Source organism: Mycobacterium sp. IDUB_37, from assembly GCF_055419245.1.
The window spans coordinates 1-17,993 of the sequence record NZ_JBVAXG010000007.1; the positions used below are offsets into that span (position 1 = coordinate 1).

Annotated in this window: 5 protein-coding genes; 3 read left to right on the forward strand and 2 right to left on the reverse strand. The window is 73.6% G+C overall.

From position 1 onward, the window contains the following. Window positions 1–3,153, forward strand: a 3,153-nt coding sequence (locus ACZY1I_RS22045; protein ID WP_463757176.1) for a hypothetical protein, incomplete at its 5' end; no start/stop codon positions are given. A 31-nt stretch (window positions 3,154–3,184) separates the two neighbouring features. On the opposite strand, the gene ACZY1I_RS22050 is transcribed toward ACZY1I_RS22045, so the two are convergent. Together ACZY1I_RS22050 and ACZY1I_RS22055 are read right to left on the reverse strand one after the other, a co-directional pair. Then, a complete protein-coding gene (locus tag ACZY1I_RS22050; protein WP_463757178.1) occupies window positions 3,185–3,952 on the reverse strand; it encodes a fructosamine kinase family protein in 768 nt (255 codons plus the stop codon). Next, a complete protein-coding gene (locus ACZY1I_RS22055) occupies window positions 3,949–5,604 on the reverse strand; it encodes an acyl-CoA synthetase (RefSeq protein ID WP_463757181.1) in 1,656 nt (551 codons plus the stop codon). Before ACZY1I_RS22055 ends, ACZY1I_RS22050 begins: the two co-directional genes overlap by 4 nt. 60 nt (window positions 5,605–5,664) lie before the next feature. Between ACZY1I_RS22055 and ACZY1I_RS22060 the strand changes: the two genes are divergently transcribed. Both ACZY1I_RS22060 and ACZY1I_RS22065 read left to right on the forward strand, forming a co-directional pair. Next, complete coding sequence (locus ACZY1I_RS22060; RefSeq protein WP_463757184.1) at window positions 5,665–6,474, forward strand: crotonase/enoyl-CoA hydratase family protein; 810 nt, start codon at window positions 5,665–5,667, stop codon at window positions 6,472–6,474. 385 nt (window positions 6,475–6,859) lie between these two features. Beyond that, window positions 6,860–17,974, forward strand: coding sequence for a PE family protein (locus ACZY1I_RS22065; RefSeq protein ID WP_463757186.1), 11,115 nt, complete (start codon window positions 6,860–6,862; stop codon window positions 17,972–17,974). Window positions 17,975–17,993 lie beyond the last annotated feature (19 nt).

The following is a 17,993-nucleotide window of genomic DNA, read 5'->3' on the forward strand; positions in this document are numbered from 1 at the left end:
GGTGGCACCGCCGGCGTCCAGGGCGGCGGCGGTAAGGGCGGTAACGGTGCCGTCGGTGGCCTCGGCGGGGCCGGCGGGGACGGCACGGCCGGGTCGGCGGGCACCACCAGCGCGGTCATCGACGGCAAGGCCGGCGGTCAGGGCGGTACCGGCGGGGCCGGTGGCGCGGCCGGGGCGGCCGGGTCTTCCTCGACCAGCACCGCCGGGGCCGGTAAGGCCGGTAACGGTGGCGCGGGCGGGCTGGGCGGTAACGGTGGGGCCGGCGCGGCGAACACCACGGTGGCCGCTGCCGGAGCGGCCGGCGCCCAGGGCGGTGCCGGCGGTAACGGCGGCACCGGCGGTACCGGTGGTGCGGCCGGGGCGACCAACGGTGGCACCGCCGGAGTCCAGGGCGGCGGCGGCAAGGGCGGTAACGGCGCCGCCGGCGGCCTCGGCGCCAACGGCGGCAACGGCAGCAGCGCGACAACGCCCACAGCTGGCGGTCAGGGCGGCCAGGGCGGCACCGCCGGTAAAGGCGGCGCCGGCGGTGCCGGTGTCGGCGCCGCAGGTGGCGGCAATGGCGGCACCGGAGGCGGCGGCGGCCAGGGTGCCAACGGAGGCACCAACACCGGCACCGGCACGGGCGGCAGCGGCGGCCAGGGCGGCACCGGAGGTAACGCCGGTGCGGCTGGCGTCGGGACCAATGGCGGCGCCAACGGAAGTATCGGCACCGGCGGGGTGGGTGGCCTCGGCGGCAACGGCGGGACCGGCGGAACCGGCACCACCGGTGCCAGCAGCACCACACCTGTCGCCGGCAGCCAAGGTGGGCAAGGAGGAAACGCCGGCGCCGGCGGCACCGGTGGCGCGGGTATCGGCGGAGTCGGCGGCGGTGCCGGCGGAAAGGGCGGTACTGGCGGCACTGGTGGGAGCGGCGGCAACGGCGGCAACGACACCGGCACCGGCACCGGTGCTGCAATCGCTGGAGCCGCTGGTGGCCAAGGCGGCACCGGCGGCACCGCGGGAGCGGCTGGTGCAGGAACAAACGGAGGAGCAGCCGGCAGCATCGGCACGGGTGGTAAAGGCGGCAATGGCGGCAACGGCGGTCTTGGGGGCACCGGTAGCGCTGGGTCCAACTCGGCAACCGCGCCCAGCGTGGGCAACCAGGGGGGCCAAGGTGGCGCCGGCGGGGCTGGCGGCAGTGGTGGTGCTGGCATCGGCGGCGTCGGCGGTGGCAGCGGCGGCCAAGGCGGTATAGGCGGCAACGGCGGCAATGGCGGCACCGGCGGCACCAACACCGGCGCTACTGCGGGCGCCGGAGCAGCGGGCGGTCAAGGGGGTACCGGTGGCACCGCCGGCGCCGCGGGTACCGGAACAAACGGCGGTACCGCAGGCAGCATCGGTACCGCTGGCAACGGAGGCACGGGCGGCACCGGAGGTAAAGGGGGCACCGGCGCCGTCGGTGGCAGCTCAGCAACCACACCCGCTGCGGGCAACCAGGGGGGCCAAGGCGGCGCGGGCGGCGCGGGCGGCAGTGGTGGTGCCGGCATCGGCGGCATAGGCGGTGGCAACGGCGGACAGGGCGGTATCGGCGGCGGGGGTGGCACCGGTGGCAACGGTGGTGCCAACACCGGCTCCGTCGGCGGCACCGGCGCGAACGGCGGCCTGGGCGGTACTGGCGGCACCGCAGGGGCTGCCGGTACCGGAACCAACGGGGGCGCAAATGGCAGCATCGGTACCGGCGGCAACGGCGGCACGGGCGGCACCGGAGGTAAAGGTGGCGCTGGCGCCACCGGCGCAAACTCACCGACCGCACCCGTCGCCGGCAACCAGGGCGGCCAAGGTGGGGCCGGCGGCAGCGGCGGCAGCGGCGGAGCAGGCATCGGTGGCGTCGGCGGCGGCAATGGCGGTCAAGGCGGTAGCGGCGGCGGAGGCGGAACCGGCGGCACTGGCGGCAATAACACCGGGACCACCGGCGGCACCGGCGCGAACGGTGGCAACGGCGGTACGGGCGGCACCGCGGGAGTGGCCGGTGCCGGAACGAACGGAGGCGCTGCCGGGAGCATCGGCACTGGCGGAACAGGCGGCTTGGGCGGCAACGGCGGAAAGGGCGGGTCTGGCGCCAACGGCACATCCAGCGGCAGCCCCACCGCTGGGAACCAAGGCGGTCAGGGTGGTGCCGCAGGTAATGGCGGCGCCGGCGGTGCCGGCATCGGTGGCGTCGGTGGCGGCAACGGCGGCCAAGGCGGCCTCGGCGGTGGAGGCGGTACCGGTGGCACCGGTGGCAGCAACACCGGTGCCGCCGGTGGCACTGGTGCCAACGGCGGAGCTGGCGGAATCGGCGGCATTGCTGGTGCGGCCGGTACCGGAACCAACGGAGGCGTTGCTGGCGGCGTGGGCACCGGCGGCACAGGCGGAACCGGCGGCCTCGGTGGTAATGGTGCCGCGGGCGCAGCCGGTGGCGGCAATGGCGGTCAGGCCGGTGCCGGCGGCAGCGGCGGCGTTGGTGGCGCTGGAATTGGTGGAGTCGGCGGGGGTACTGGCGGACTGGGCGGTAACGGCGGCACCGGCGGCATTGGCGGCACCGGTTCAGCGACGCTGATCCTGGGTGCCGCGGGTACCGGCGGCATCGGCGGCCAGGGCGGCACCGCGGGCAATGGAGGTACTGGCGGCAGCAACGGCGGGTCTGGTGGCAACGCTGGAACCGCGGGCGCCGGCGGGCAAGGCGGCACGGGTGGCACGCCAGTGATCCTCGGCAAGGGCGGCGCGGGCGGAACAGGCGGAGCAGCCGGAGTCGCTGGCGTGGGGGGTAACGCTGGCGCAGGTGGCAACGGAAACGGTGGTAACGGAGGTACCGGTGGCATCGGCGGCCAGGGCGGCCTTGGCGGCACCGGCTTGCTGAGCACGGCTGGCTTAGGCGGCAATGGTGCCGCGGGGGGCACCGGCGGCATCGGTGGTAACGGCTCCGGTACCGGAACCGGCGGAACCGGCGGTACCGGCGGCGAGGGCGGTGACGGCGGAACCGGCAGCAGCGACGGTAGCGGCGCCAGCGGTGGCACCGGCGGCAAAGGTGGAACCAGCGGTGATGGTGATGCTGGTGCCTCCGGCACGGCGGGGTCGGGTCCAACCGGCAGCAACGGCGGCGCAGGCGGCGCAGGCGGCGCTGGCGGGACGTGAGCAACGAAGCACTAGAGGCCGCCGATCAGGGTTAGGCGCTCAACGCACCTCGCGCCGCCTCCCCCACCTGCCCCACATACCCGCCCCCAAACAACACCACATGCGCCAACAGCGGGAACAACTGATGCAACCCAACCCGCTCGCGCCACCCGTCGCGCAACTTCCGCACCCGCTGATAACCCTCGAGCACGTCGTCATAGAAAGGACATCCGAACAGCGCCAGCATCGCCAGGTCCGTCTCGCGATGACCGCCGTACGCAGCGGGATCGATCAGCACCACCCCGTCCCGCGTCCACATCACGTTGCCCCTCCACAAATCCCCGTGCAGCCGGCACGGCCCATCGCCATCATCGAAATCGCCTGCACGGCAACGCATAGCGACAGCTTCAACGGCAGCACGAGTCGAAAGATCAAGCCGCCCCCCAGCAAGCTCAACCATCGGCTCTAGCCGCTCGTCGGCGTAGAACTCCCCCCAACTCGTGTGCCGACACAAAGACATCGGCAACGGCTGCGACAAAGGACCGAAGAAACCTGGCCCACCCCAGCCCTCGGGCCCAGCACCGAACGCGATAGCACCCGCATCGTGAGTCACGGCAAGTTGACTCCCGAATACCCGCGCCGCCTCCGCGCGAGGCCTCACCGATTGAAGCCGCCGCAAAGTCAGGCTCGAGGCGTCAACCGAAATCACGTCGGCGCAGGGCACTCCCCCGCGAACACCTGAAAGCCACTGCAAACCCGCGGCTTCCCAACCAAAATAACCGGCGGGCGCTCCGGGATGCTGCTTGACGAAGTCGGTCAAGCGGTCACATGCGCCGCATGCACGTCATCGGCCGCCCGCGCCTCGGTCTGCTCCTTGGCCCACCGGTAATCCGGCTTGCCGGCCGGCGACCGCTTGACCTCGTCAACGAACCAAAGACTGCGCGGCACTTTGTATCCCGCGATCTCCGAACGCACGAAGCTGTCCAGTTCTGACAGCGTCGGGCGAGACCCCTCCCGGGCCTGCACGACGGCCGCGACGTGTTGCCCGTAGCGCGGGTCGGGCACGCCGACCACCAGCGCGTCGAAAACGTCGGGGTGACCCTTCAGCGCGGCCTCGACCTCTTCGGGGTAGATCTTCTCGCCACCGCTGTTGATCGACACCGAACCGCGGCCCAGCATCGTGACGGAACCGTCCTCTTCGACCAGTGCCCAGTCCCCCGGAATCGCATAGCGCACACCGTTAATGGTCTTGAAAGTCTCGGCCGTCTTCTTCTCGTCTTTGTAGTACCCGACCGGGATGTTGCCCTTCTTGGCGATGAAGCCGCGCACACCCGAGCCCGGCTTCACCTCATTGCCTTCTTCGTCGAGTACGACGGTGCGGTGATCGATCGTGACCCGCGGGCCGCCGCTGTGCGGTGCGTCCTTCGCTACAATGCTGGTGCCACCAAAACCTGTCTCTGACGACCCAATTGAGTCGGTGATGACCCGATTCGGCAGCAGCTCAAGGAGTTTCTCCTTGATACTCGGCGAAAACAGCGCGGCCGTCGAAGCGAGCAGGAATAGCGACGACAGGTCGTATTCGTTACCGGCATCCTGGTGTGCCAGCAGGGCATCCAACAACGGCCGCGCCATTGCGTCGCCGGTGAAGAACAGCAAGTTGACCTTGTGGTGATGAATGGTGCGCCAGACCGAGTCGGCATTGAATTCCGGTGCCAGCACAGTGGTTTGGCCCGAGAACAGCGACATCCAGGTGGCTGATTGGGTGGCGCCGTGGATCATTGGCGGAATCGGATACCGGATCATCGGTGGATTGGCGGCTGCCGCCTTCGCCAAGTCGTACTCACCGGAGATGAATTCGCCTGTGGCAAAATCGGTTCCACCGAACAGTACCCGGTAGATGTCTTCGTGACGCCACATCACGCCCTTCGGAAAGCCCGTGGTGCCGCCGGTGTACAGCAGGTAGATGGCGTCGGCACTGCGCTCGTCGAAATCACGCTCCGGCGAGCTGTCCGCAATCGCGGAATAGAACTCCACTCCCCCGTAGCGCCGGTAGTCGTTGTCGGAGCCATCCTCGACCACCAACACGGTCTTGACGTCCGGGGTGTCGGGCAGCACATTGGCGACCCGGTCGGAGTACTGCCGCTCGTGTACCAGGGCCACCATGTCCGAGTTGTCGAAGAGGTAGCGCAGTTCGCCCTCGACATAGCGGAAGTTGACATTGACCAGGATGGCGCCGGCCTTGATGATGCCGAGCATCGCGATCACGATCTCGATGCGATTGCGGCAGTAGAGGCCAACCTTGTCGTCCTTGCGCACCCCCTGATCGATCAGATAGTGCGCGAGGCGGTTCGCCTTCTCCTCTAGCTGGGCATATGTCACCTGCTCGTCGCCACAGATGAGGGCAACACGGTCCGGCACAGCATCGATGGCGTGCTCGGCGAGATCAGCAATATTCAGGGCCACGGAACCCAAATTAGAACGTGTTACATTTCTTGACAAGTTACGCCGTATGCCGACGAAGAGGCGGTCACCGTGGCAGAGACGCCAGCAAATGATTCTGGACCCGACGCGCTAGTCGAACAGCGCGGTCACACGCTCATCGTGACGATGAACAGACCACACGCCCGCAACGCCCTGAGCACCGAAATGATGCAAATCATGGTCGAGGCGTGGGACCGCGTCGACAATGACGACGACATCAGATGCTGCATCCTGACCGGCGCCGGTGGCTACTTCTGCGCTGGCATGGATCTCAAAACGGCGACCAAGAAGCCGCCAGGCGATTCGTTCAAGGACGGCAGCTACGACCCGTCGCGTATCGACGCCTTGCTGAAGGGGCGCAGGCTCACCAAGCCGTTGATTGCAGCGGTCGAGGGACCAGCAATCGCCGGCGGGACCGAGATCCTGCAGGGCACCGACATCCGGGTGGCCGGCGAGAGTGCGAAGTTCGGCGTCTCCGAAGCCAAGTGGAGCCTGTACCCGATGGGCGGTTCGGCGGTGCGACTCGTGCGGCAGATTCCGTACACGGTGGCTTGCGATGTCTTGCTGACCGGACGGCACATCACCGCCGCCGAGGCCAAGGAGATGGGCCTGATCGGTCACGTCGTTCCGGACGGGCAGGCGCTGACCAAAGCGCTGGAGCTGGCCGCAATCATCGAGAACAATGGTCCGCTTGCCGTGCAGGCGATTCTGCGCACCATCCGCGAGACCGAGGGCATGCACGAGAACGAGGCGTTCAAGATCGACACCCAGATCGGCATCCAGGTGTTCCTGTCCGACGACGCGAAGGAAGGCCCTCGCGCCTTCGCCGAGAAGCGCAAGCCCAACTTCCAGAATCGCTGAGCCGGCAGAACCGCCGCGACCATCGAGAGCTACGGGTCCGGACTCGCCAGTCTTGGACGCGATTGTCAACTTGCGGACGGTCGTAATAAATATTCAAGCCCGAATGAAAATGCCCCTACACGGCAATGCAGCTGAAAAGCCGATGAGCCCGTAACCACCCAGTTGACCAGGTTAGACACGAGCGCGACGAAGCCCCTTCGTACCACCCGAATGCCCAAGGCATTGACAAAGATATGGCGATTGTCGACCAATTATCGACTTGTAGCAAAAACACGAAAAGAGTAGCCACTCAGGGACTGACATTCCGCCCCAATGGTGGATACGATGCGGCCCTGCCATGCGCCTCGGGGGCGCACAACGTCGTGCTGAGGTGCGGAGCCGTCACATGAGTTATGTAGTTGCTTCACCGGAATTGCTGAGTATTGCGGCCGACAATCTAGCGGCGATCCAGTCAGGTATCAGCACGGTCAACGGAGCAGCGGGTCCGGCGCTGACGGATGTGGCGGCGGCTGCCGCTGATGAGGTTTCCACACGTATTGCGGCGTTGTTCGGCGCGCATGCCCAGGAGTATGAGGCGCTCAGCGCCCAGGCAGCCCAATTCCACGACCGGTTCGTGGCGACGTTGACCTCCGGCGGGGGCGCCTACGCATCGGCCGAGGCGGCCGCGGCAAATCCGTTGAAGGCCTTCGAAGATGGCGTGGTCAACATCATCAATGCGCCGACCAATGCGCTATTTGGGCGGCCACTGATTGGCGACGGCGCCAATGCAACCACCCCGGGCGGGACCGGTGGCGATGGCGGCTTGCTGTTCGGTAATGGCGGTGCAGGCGCGGCGGGTGCGACCGGCCAGGCCGGCGGCGGCGGCGGGTCAGCCGGGTTGTTGGGCAATGGCGGTCCCGGTGGCACCGGTGGCGCCGGCGCCACGGGTGGCGCGGGCGGTGCCGGTGGCTGGTTGTACGGCCTGGGCGGCAACGGAGGGACGGGCGGCTTCGGCGGCGGCACCGGTGGTGCAGGTGGGCGGGCAGGGTTCCTGTTCGGTGGCGGCGGCACCGGCGGTTCGGGTGGCTTGGGCACCCTGGGTGTGGGCAGTGGGGCGGCGGGCATCGGTGGCGACGGCGGGGTCGGCGGGGCCGGCGGGTTGTTCTCCGGCGGCGGTGCGGGCGGTAACGGCGGCGCGGGCGGGTTCGGGATGGCCGGGGCGTCCGGCCTCGCGTTGGCCGGTAACGGCGGTGCCGGCGGTGGCGGCGGTAACGGCGGTGCGGGCGGGCAGAGCGGGCTGATCTTCGGTACTGGCGGCCACGGCGGGTTCGGCGGCAACGGCGGGATCGGCGGCGTGGGCGGCGATGGCGGTGACGCCGCGATCTTGGGCGCGGCCGGCACCGGCGGCAATGGCGGCAACGGCGGAACTCCCGGGTTGGGTGGCGCCGGCGGGGCGCGTCAATTGTTCAGTCTGGGTGCCGGGGCGGCCGGCGGCGCGGGTGTCGCCGGTGCGGGCGGCCAAGGTGGTTCCGGCGGGGCCGGGTTGGCCGGCAACAACGCCGGAGCAGGTACCGGCGGAAACGGCGGCGCGGGCCTTGCCGGTGGCCTTGGCGGCAACGGCGGCGCCGGTGGTGGCAGCGGTGCCACCCAGGGCGCGGGCGGGGCCGGCGGCAGCGGCGGCACCGGCGGTGCCGGCGGAAACGGCGGCAGCGGCCTGGACGGTGTCGGCAGCGGCGCGGCAGGACAGGCCGGCGGTAACGGCGGCGCCGGCGGCCAGGGCGGCAACGCCGGGGTCGGCGGGGCCGGTTCCACCGCGGGGGCTACAGGCAAGGCGGGCGCAGGCGGTATCGGTGGTACGGGTGGTCAGGGCGGCGACGGCACCGACAACACCAGCATCGCCGCGGCCGGGGCCAATGGCGGTGCGGGCGGTAATGGCGGCGCGGGTGGTAACGGTGGCACCGGTGGCGCGGCCGGCACCGGCACGGGCGCGGTCGCGGGCCTGCAGGGAATCGGCGGGGCGGGTGGTAACGGTGGCAACGGCTCCGCCGGCGGTAACGGGGTCACCGGCGGCAACGGGGTTGGCAGCGGGGCGGCCGGGCAGGTCGGCGGCCAGGGCGGCAACGGCGGCCAGGGCGGCGACGCCGGCGCGGGAGGCATCGGTTCGACCAAGGGCACCTCAGGAACGGCAGGTAATGGCGGGGCCGGCGGCGACGGCGGACTGGGCGGCAACGGCGCCGACAACACCAACATCGCCGCGCCCGGGGCCACTGGTGGCACCGGCGGTAAGGGCGGCAGCGGCGGCGGCGGCGGGACCGGCGGTCTGGCCGGCAACGCTAACGGCGGCACCGCAGGCACTCAAGGTGTCGGCGGCGGCGGCGGCGACGGCGGACTGGGCGGCGCCGGCGCCCAGGGCGGCACCGGCACCAACGGGGTGGGCAGCGCGGCGGCAGGAACCGCCGGCGGCCAGGGCGGATCGGGCGGCCAGGGCGGCGACGCCGGCCTGGGCGGCGCCGGTTCCACCAAGGGCCTAGCAGGCAGTGCCGGGGACGGCGGCGCGGGTGGAAACGGCGGCACCGGCGGTGACGGCGCGGCCAACTCCACATTGGCGGCAGCGGGCGCGACCGGTGGTACCGGCGGTAAGGGCGGCAGCGGCGGCGCCGGCGGGACCGGCGGTGTGGCCGGCAACGCCAACGGCGGCACCGCAGGCACCCAAGGTGTTGGCGGCACCGGCGGCAATGGCGGCGTCGGCGGCGCCGGCGCTCAGGGCGGCACCGGCACCAATGGATCAGGTAGCGGTGCGGCCGGAAACACCGGCGGCCAAGGCGGATCCGGCGGCCTGGGCGGCGACGCGGGCGTCGGCGGCACCGGTTCCACCAAGGGCATAGCAGGCAAGGCCGGTGACGGCGGTATCGGCGGCGCCGGCGGCACGGGCGGTAACGGCGCGGCCAACACCAGCAAGGCTGCCGACGGCGCCATCGGCAACACCGGCGGTACCGGCGGCGCCGGCGGGCAGGGCGGCATCGGAGGCCTGGCCGGCACGGGTAGTGGCGGCAACCAAGGTGCGGGCGGAACCGGCGGCAACGGCGGTGTCGGAGGACAAGGTGGCACCGGCGGCAACGGTGTCAACGGAGTAGGTAGCGGCGCGGTCGGGCAGGCCGGCGGCCAAGGCGGGTCGGGCGGTAAAGGCGGTGACGCCGGGTTGGGCGGCACCGGATCCATCGCCGGCAAAGCCGGTACAGCCGGTGACGGCGGCACCGGCGGTGTAGGCGGAACAGGTGGTAAGGGCGCTGACAACACGTCATTAGCTGCGGCCAACGCCACCGGTGGGACCGGCGGAAACGGCGGCGCGGGCGGACAGGGTGGCACCGGCGGCCTGGCAGGAAACACCAATGGCGGCACCGCAGGTAACCAGGGCGTCGGCGGTCAGGGTGGCATCGGCGGCACTGGCGGCAAGGGTGGCCAAGGCGGTCTGGGTGACAACGGCGTCGGCAGTGGCGTGGCAGGAAACGCCGGCGGCCAGGGCGGCTCCGGCGGCCAGGGCGGCGACGCCGGGCTGGGCGGTAACGGATTCAGCACAGGGAAGGCCGGCACTGCCGGCGACGGCGGCGTGGGTGGCGCTGGCGGTACGGGCGGTAACGGCGCCAACAACACCGATCTCGCGGCTGCCGGCGCGACCGGCGGGACCGGAGGCAGCGGCGGTAACGGCGGCATCGGCGGCACCGGTGGGGCGGCCGGCAACAACAACGGCGGCACCTCAGGCAAGCAGGGTGTCGGCGGGCAGGGCGGCGTCGGCGGCACCGGGGGCAACGGCGGCCAGGGCGGTGTGGGTACCAACGGCACCACCAGCGCCGAGGCAGGCGTAGCCGGCGGCAACGGCGGGGCCGGCGGCCAGGGCGGCAACGCCGGACTGGGCGGCACCGGATTCACCACTGGCGCGGCAGGCACCGCAGGTAACGGCGGTAGCGGCGGCACGGGTGGAACCGGCGGCAACGGCGCCGCCAACACAGACATTGCGGCGGCTGGGGCGGTCGGCGGAACCGGTGGCATCGGCGGGGCCGGCGGCAACGGCGGCGCGGGCGGCGCGGCCGGTAACACCAACGGTGGTACGGCAGGCAAACAGGGTGTCGGCGGCCAGGGCGGCACCGGCGGTACTGGTGGTCAGGGTGGCCAGGGCGGCATCGGCACCAACGGCGTCGGCAACACGGGCTCCGGAACTACCGGGGGCAACGGCGGTTCGGGCGGCCAGGGCGGCAAGGCCGGACTCGGCGGCACCGGACTCACGAGCGGCAAGGCCGGCACCGCCGGCAGCGGCGGCAACGGCGGAACCGGCGGCCTAGGCGGCAACGGCGCCGACAACGGCACTGTGGCGGCAACTGGCCTAGCCGGTGCGGCCGGCGGCAACGGCGGCGCAGGCGGTAACGGCGGCACCGGGGGTGCGGCTGGTGCCACAAACGGCGGCACCGCAGGCAAGCAAGGCGCAGGCGGCCAGGGCGGAATCGGCGGCAACGGCGGCCAAGGCGGCCAGGGCGGCGCGGGTGCGGCCAGCACCAACCTCGCCCAGGCCGGCCAGTCCGGCGGGCAGGGCGGCACCGGCGGCCTCGGCGGCGCGGCGGGTCTTGGCGGCACCGGCTTCACCACCGGCAAGGCCGGCACCGCAGGCAACGGCGGCACCGGCGGCCTAGGCGGCAACGGCGGCACCGGTGCCAACAACTTGACCACCGCGGGTATCGGGCAAAACGGTGGTGCGGGTGGCGCCGGCGGCAATGGCGGCAGCGGTGGCACTGGCGGCGGGGCCGGCAACGCGAACGGCGGTACTGCTGGCAAACAGGGTGTCGGCGGCAACGGCGGCACCGGCGGCACTGGCGGTACCGGCGGTACCGGCGGATTGGGCAACGACGGCACCGGCAACGCCGGCGCCGGCGATGCCGGTGGTCAGGGCGGATCCGGCGGCCAGGGCGGCAACGCCGGCCTCGGCGGCAACGGATCGGTCCAGGGCTCAGCTGGCACAGCGGGCAACGGCGGCCAGGGCGGCCAAGGCGGCCAGGGCGGCAATGGGGCTGCCAACACCAGCATCGCGGCCATCGGCGCAACCGGAGGCAACGGCGGAACAGGCGGTGCGGGTGGCACGGGCGGCACCGGCGGGTTGGCCGGCAACGCCAACGGCGGCACCATCGGCAAGCAGGGCGTCGGCGGCACGGGCGGGATCGGCGGCACCGGCGGCCAAGGCGGCCAGGGCGGCGTCGGCGTCGCCGGCGCCACCAGCGCCGGGACCGGCCAGATCGGCGGACAGGGCGGTGCCGGTGGCCAGGGCGGTGACGCCGGAGCGGGCGGCGCCGGGTCCATTACCGGCGCGACTGGCACCGCCGGTAATGGTGGCGTCGGCGGCATCGGCGGGACCGGCGGGACCGGCGGGGCCAACACCGACATCGTCGCCAACGGAGCGACCGGTGGCGTGGGCGGAACCGGCGGCACAGGCGGCACCGGTGGTGTGGGCGGTGGCGCGGGTAACGCCGGCAACGGCGGCGCGGGCAAGCAAGGCGCTGGTGGCCAGGGCGGCATCGGCGGCCAAGGCGGCCAGGGTGGCCAAGGCGGAAACGGCAACGCCGGCACCGGCAGTGCCGGCGCTGGAGACGCCGGCGGCAAGGGCGGCCAGGGTGGCCAGGGTGGCGACGCCGGCGCAGGCGGCACCGGACTCACCGCGGGCGCGATCGGCACTGCCGGCAACGGCGGCACCGGCGGACAAGGTGGCACCGGCGGACAAGGCGCCGCCAACAGCAGCATCGCGGCGGCCAACACCGTCGGCGGCACCGGCGGCACCGGCGGGGCGGGCGGCAGCGGCGGCCAGGGCGGCGTGGCCGGCAACGCCGGCGGCGGTACTGCTGGCAAGCAAGGCGTCGGCGGCACCGGCGGCACCGGCGGCCAGGGTGGCCAAGGTGGCCAGGGCGGTATTGGTGACGATGGCGTCGGAAACGCCGGCGCCGGCAAAGCCGGCGCGCAGGGCGGGGCCGGCGGTCAGGGCGGTGACGCGGGAGCTGGCGGCACCGGTTCGGCCACCGGAAAGGCCGGTACTGCAGGCAACGGCGGCGTAGGCGGCGTCGGAGGCACCGGCGGCAACGGCACCGCCAACAGCAGCATTGCCGCCAGCGGGGCCGTCGGTGGCGTCGGTGGCACCGGCGGGGCCGGTGGTCAGGGTGGCGTCGGCGGGGCGGCCGGCAACGCCGGCGCCGGTACCGCCGGAATCCAGGGCGTCGGTGGCACCGGCGGCCTGGGCGGTAACGGCGGCGCGGGTGGCACCGGCGGCACCGGCAACAACGCCGTCGGCGGCACCGGGGCAGCCGGGATCGCCGGCAGCGCAGGCGGCGTCGGCGGCCAGGGTGGCAATGCCGGGGTCGGTGGCACCGGTTCGGCCACCGGAAAGGCGGGCACCGCCGGTAACGGCGGCGCCGGCGGTACCGGGGGCAACGGCGGCAACGGCGCCGCCAACAACACTGCGGTCGCGGCCGGGCAGATCGGTAACACCGGCGGTGGCGGCGGCAACGGCGGAGCCGGAGGCGCCGGAGGCGCGGCCGGCAACACCAATGGCGGTAGCGCCGGCAAGCAGGGCGTCGGCGGTAACGGCGGCACCGGCGGCAACGGCGGCACCGGCGGTCAGGGCGGCATCGGCAACAACGGGGTCGGCAGCGGCGTCGCCGGCAATGCTGGCGCGCAAGGCGGCGCCGGCGGACAGGGCGGCGATGCCGGTAAGGGCGGTGCCGGAAGCACCAACGGCAACGCCGGCACGTCCGGCAATGGCGGTAACGGCGGCACCGGCGGGAACGGCGGCAACGGCGCCGCGAACAGCACCGCTGCTGCGAACGGACAGATCGGCAACACCGGCGGTGGTGGCGGTAACGGCGGTCAAGGCGGCAGCGGTGGCTTGGCCGGCAATGCCAACGGCGGCGGCACCGGCATCGTCGGCGACGGCGGGCAGGGCGGCAACGGCGGCAACGGCGGCACCGGTGGCCAGGGCGGTGCCGGCAACACCGGGGCGGGGAGCGGCGTCGCGGGCGATGCGGGCGCCCAGGGCGGTACAGGAGGACAAGGCGGCGACGCAGGCAAGGGCGGCACCGGACTCAACGCCGGCACGGCCGGAAACGCCGGAAACGGCGGCCAGGGCGGCATCGGCGGCACGGGCGGCACCGGTGCCAACAACACCGACATCGTCACCGCCGGCGCCACTGGCAACAACGGCGGCAACGGCGGGGCCGGTGGCCAGGGCGGCAGTGGCGGCGCTGCCGGCAACAACAACGGCGGCGGCAACGGCATCATCGGGAAGGGTGGCGCCGGCGGAACCGGCGGCGGCGGCGGGCAAGGCGGACAAGGCGGAACCGGCAATAACGGCACTGGCAACGCCGGGGCCGGTGACACCGGTGGAACCGGCGGCAACGGTGGACAGGGCGGTGCGGCCGGCCTCGGCGGCACCGGATCCTCCACCGGCGTTGCCGGCACTGCAGGCAGTGGCGGCACCGGCGGGCAGGGCGGCACGGGTGGGGCCGGCAACACTTACACAGATCCCGTGGCCAACGGCGCCACCGGCGGTACTGGCGGCCTGGGCGGCGACGGCGGCAAGGGCGGCAACGGCGGAGCGGCCGGTAATCCCAACGGCGGCACCAGCGGCAGCATCGGCGTCGGCGGCAACGGCGGCATCGGCGGCGTCGGTGGCCAAGGCGGCACCGGCGGCACCGGCGACGCAGGCACCGGAAATGCCGGGGCCGGTGTCACAGGCGGCAACGGCGGCAACGGCGGCCAGGGCGGCGGCGCCGGCGCGGGTGGTAGCGGACTGTTCACGGGCAACGCCGGCAAAGCCGGCAACGGCGGCATCGGCGGGCAGGGCGGCACCGGCGGAGCCGGCAATGCCTACACCGACCCCGTCGCCGCTGGCAAACAAGGCGGCACCGGCGGCACCGGCGGCAACGGCGGAGTCGGCGGAGTCGGCGGCGCAGCCGGCAATCCCAACGGCGGCGCGACCGGCGTGCAAGGCAAGGGCGGCAGCGGCGGCGTAGGCGGCGTAGGCGGCACCGGCGGCAACGGCGGCAACGGCAACAACGGCGTCGGCACCGGCAACGTCGGCACGGCCGGCGCCCAAGGTGGCACCGGCGGCACCGGCGGCGCAGCCGGTGCAGGCGGCTCCGGTTCCAGCCAAGGCTCAGCCGGCACCGCGGGCAACGGCGGTGCCGGCGGCACCGGCGGCACCGGCGGGAACGGCGCCGACAACACGGTCGTGATCGTGGGCGGCGGCAACGGCGGCGCGGGGGCAAACGGTGGCAGTGGTGGCACCGGCGGCACCGGCGGCGCTGCCGGCAACGCCAATGGCGGCACCGTCGGCCAGCAGGGCATCGGCGGCAACGGCGGAGTCGGCGGCACCGGCGGCAAGGGTGGCGCGGGCGGCACGGGTCTGGACGCGAGCGCCAGTGGCGCAACCGGCGCCAACGGCGGTAACGGTGGTGCCGGCGGTAACGGCGGCGGCGCCGGACTCGGCGGTAGCGGACTCACGAAGGGCTTGGCCGGCACCGCGGGCAATGGCGGCGGCGGCGGCTTGGGCGGCAACGGCGGTAAAGGCGCCGCCAATAGCGACACCGTCCTGCCTGGGGCGACCGGCGCCACCGGCGGTAACGGCGGTAACGGCGGCAACGGCGGCGCTGGTGGCGCCGCCGGCAAGGACAACGGCGGAACGGTGGGCCAGCAAGGCATCGGCGGCAACGCGGGCAACGGCGGAGTCGGCGGCCAGGGCGGCATCGGCGGCGTGGGTACCGACGGAGTCGGCAGCGGTGTGGCCGGGACCGTCGGCGGTCAGGGTGGTGTCGGCGGCAACGGCGGCGACGCCGGTAAGGGCGGCGCGGGATCGACCGTTGGCACCGATGGCACCGCCGGCAACGGCGGCGTCGGCGGAACCGGCGGAACCGGTGGCGCTGCTTCCGCTAACACGTCGATCGCGGCGACTGACACCATGGGCAACCCCGGCGCCAGTGGCGGCGACGGTGGCGTGGGAGGAGCCGGAGGCGCGGCGGGCAACGCGTTCACCGGCACCGCCGGCAAGCAAGGCGTCGGCGGGCTGGGCGGAACTGGCGGCGTCGGCGGCACCGGCGGCCAGGGCGGCGTCGGCAGCGACGGCGTTGGCAGCAGCGGAGCCGGAACCCAGGGCGCCCAGGGCGGCATAGGTGGCACCGGCGGCGCCGCAGGCCTGGGAGGCAGCGGATCAGTCGCCGGCAAAGCCGGCACCTCCGGTAATGGCGGCGCCGGCGGCCAGGGCGGCATTGGCGGCAACGGCGCCGCCAACACTGACATCGTCGGACCCGGACTCCAGGGCTTGATTGGCGGCACCGGCGGCAAGGGCGGAACTGGCGGTGTCGGCGGTGCGGCCGGTGCTGACAACGGCGGCACCCTAGGTCAGCAGGGCGCCGGCGGCGTCGGCGGCACCGGCGGTACCGGCGGCATGGGTGGCACCGGCGGCACCGGCAACAACGGCGGTGCGAACATCGCCGGCGACGCCGGCGGTCAGGGTGGCAATGGTGGTACCGGTGGCGCTGCGGGAGCCGGCGGTAATGGCTCAAGCCCAGGTGCGGTTGGCATAGCCGGCAACGGTGGCATCGGCGGAAACGGCGGCACCGGCGGAAACGGCGGGATCGGCGTAACCGGTAGCAACGGCGGCGGCACGGGTGGCATGGGTGCGACCGGTGGCGCAGGCGGTACCGGTGGCACCGGCGGCCTCGCCGGAGGAGCGACCGGTAACGCAGGCGACGGCGGCACCGGCGGCAAGGGCGGCCTGGGCGGCGGCGGCGGCACCGGAGGCGTCGGCAACAACGGCAACACCGTGAGCGACGGCACCGCAGGCGGCGCCGGCGGCACGGGCGGCACCGGCGGCGTCTACGGCAACGGGGGTGCCGCCGGCGGCATGGGCGGCAAGATGGGCACTATCGGCGTCGCCGGCAACGGCGGCACCGGCGGGACTGGCGGCAACGGCGGCATCGGCGGGACCGGCACCGACCAGAGCGCCACTCTCGGCGGCATCGGAGGGAACGGCACAAACGGCGGCAAGGGTGGCGCAGGCGGTGTCGGCGGTGCCGCCGGCGGCCTCAACGGCTTTGCCGGCAATAGCGGCAACGGCGGCAACGGCGGCGCGGCCGGCAACGGCGGCAACGGCGGCCCCGGTGGCGGTAAGGGAGGCAACGGCGGCACCGGTGGCGCCGGGGGTACCGGAGCTACTGGTGTTGCGGCGGCGCTCGGCTTCGGTGGCATCGGCACCAACGCCGGCAACGGCGGCAACGGCGGCATCGGCGGCAACGGAGGCACTGCGGTCAACGGCCTCACCGGCAACGGTGGCCTCGGCGGGGCAGGCGGCGCCGGTGGCGTCGGCGGCAACACCTTGGCTTCCAATGTCGGCATCAGCGGCAACGGCGGGAATGGCGGCAATGGCGCCGCCGGCGGCAGCGGCGACACTGCCGGTGCAGGCGGCGCCGGCGGCATCGGCGGCAACGGAGGCGCGGCGGGCACCGCCAGTAAGGGCGGCAACGCCGGCAACGGCGGCATCGGTGGCGCTGGCGGCAACGGCACCGCCGGACTGAGTGCCGCGGGGCCCAACACTGGCGGCTCCGGTGGCTTGGGCGGCGCCGGCGGCGCCGGCGGGACCGGCGGCGCGGGCGCGCCGGGGACCGGCCTCCTAGGAGGTAACGGCGGCAATGGCGGTGCGGCCGGAAGCGGTGGCAACGGCGGCACCGGCGGATCCAACACCGGCAACACCGGCGGCGGCGCAGGCTTCGGCGGCAAGGGCGGCAACGGCGGCACCGCGGGGGCCGCCGGCAGCGGAGTCGACGGCGGATTCAACGGCATTGGCGGCCTCGGCGGCAACGGCGGCAACGGCGGCACCGGCGGTACTGGCAGCAACACCGCCGACGCCACGAATCCCGCCGCCGGCGGTAAGGGCGGCAACGGCGGCGCAGCCGGCAATGGCGGTGCCGGCGGTGCTGGTATCGGCGGAGTTGGCGGCGGCAAGGGCGGCAACGGCGGCAACGCCGGCACAGGCGGCGCGGGCGGCAACGCCGGCAAGGTGAGCACCGGTGGTGCCGTCGGTGCGGTAGGCGGGGCCGGCGGGGCCGGTGGCGTCGCCGGTGTCGGCGGCAACGGCGGAGTCGGCGGCGGAAACGGCGGCGACGGCGGGGACGGCGGCGACGGCGGCGTAGGTGGAATCGGCGGTCAGGGCGGCACTACGGCCGTCGGCGGAACCGGGGGCTCGGGCGGCATCGGCACCATCGGCGGCCAGGGCGGGAACAGCCCGGACACGGGCACCGGCGGCACCGGCGGTGACGGCGGCGACGCCGGGAAAGGCGGCGCGGGCGGGGCTGGCAACGTTGGCGTGAATCCAGGCAATCCCGGCAACGGTGGCGGTACCGGCAACACCGGCAACGGCCCCGTCGGCGCAACAGGCGGAACCGGCGGAACCGGCGGAACCCCCGGTGGCGGAGGCGGTGCCGGCGGTCCCGGCTAGACCGCGCTCGGACAGCGGG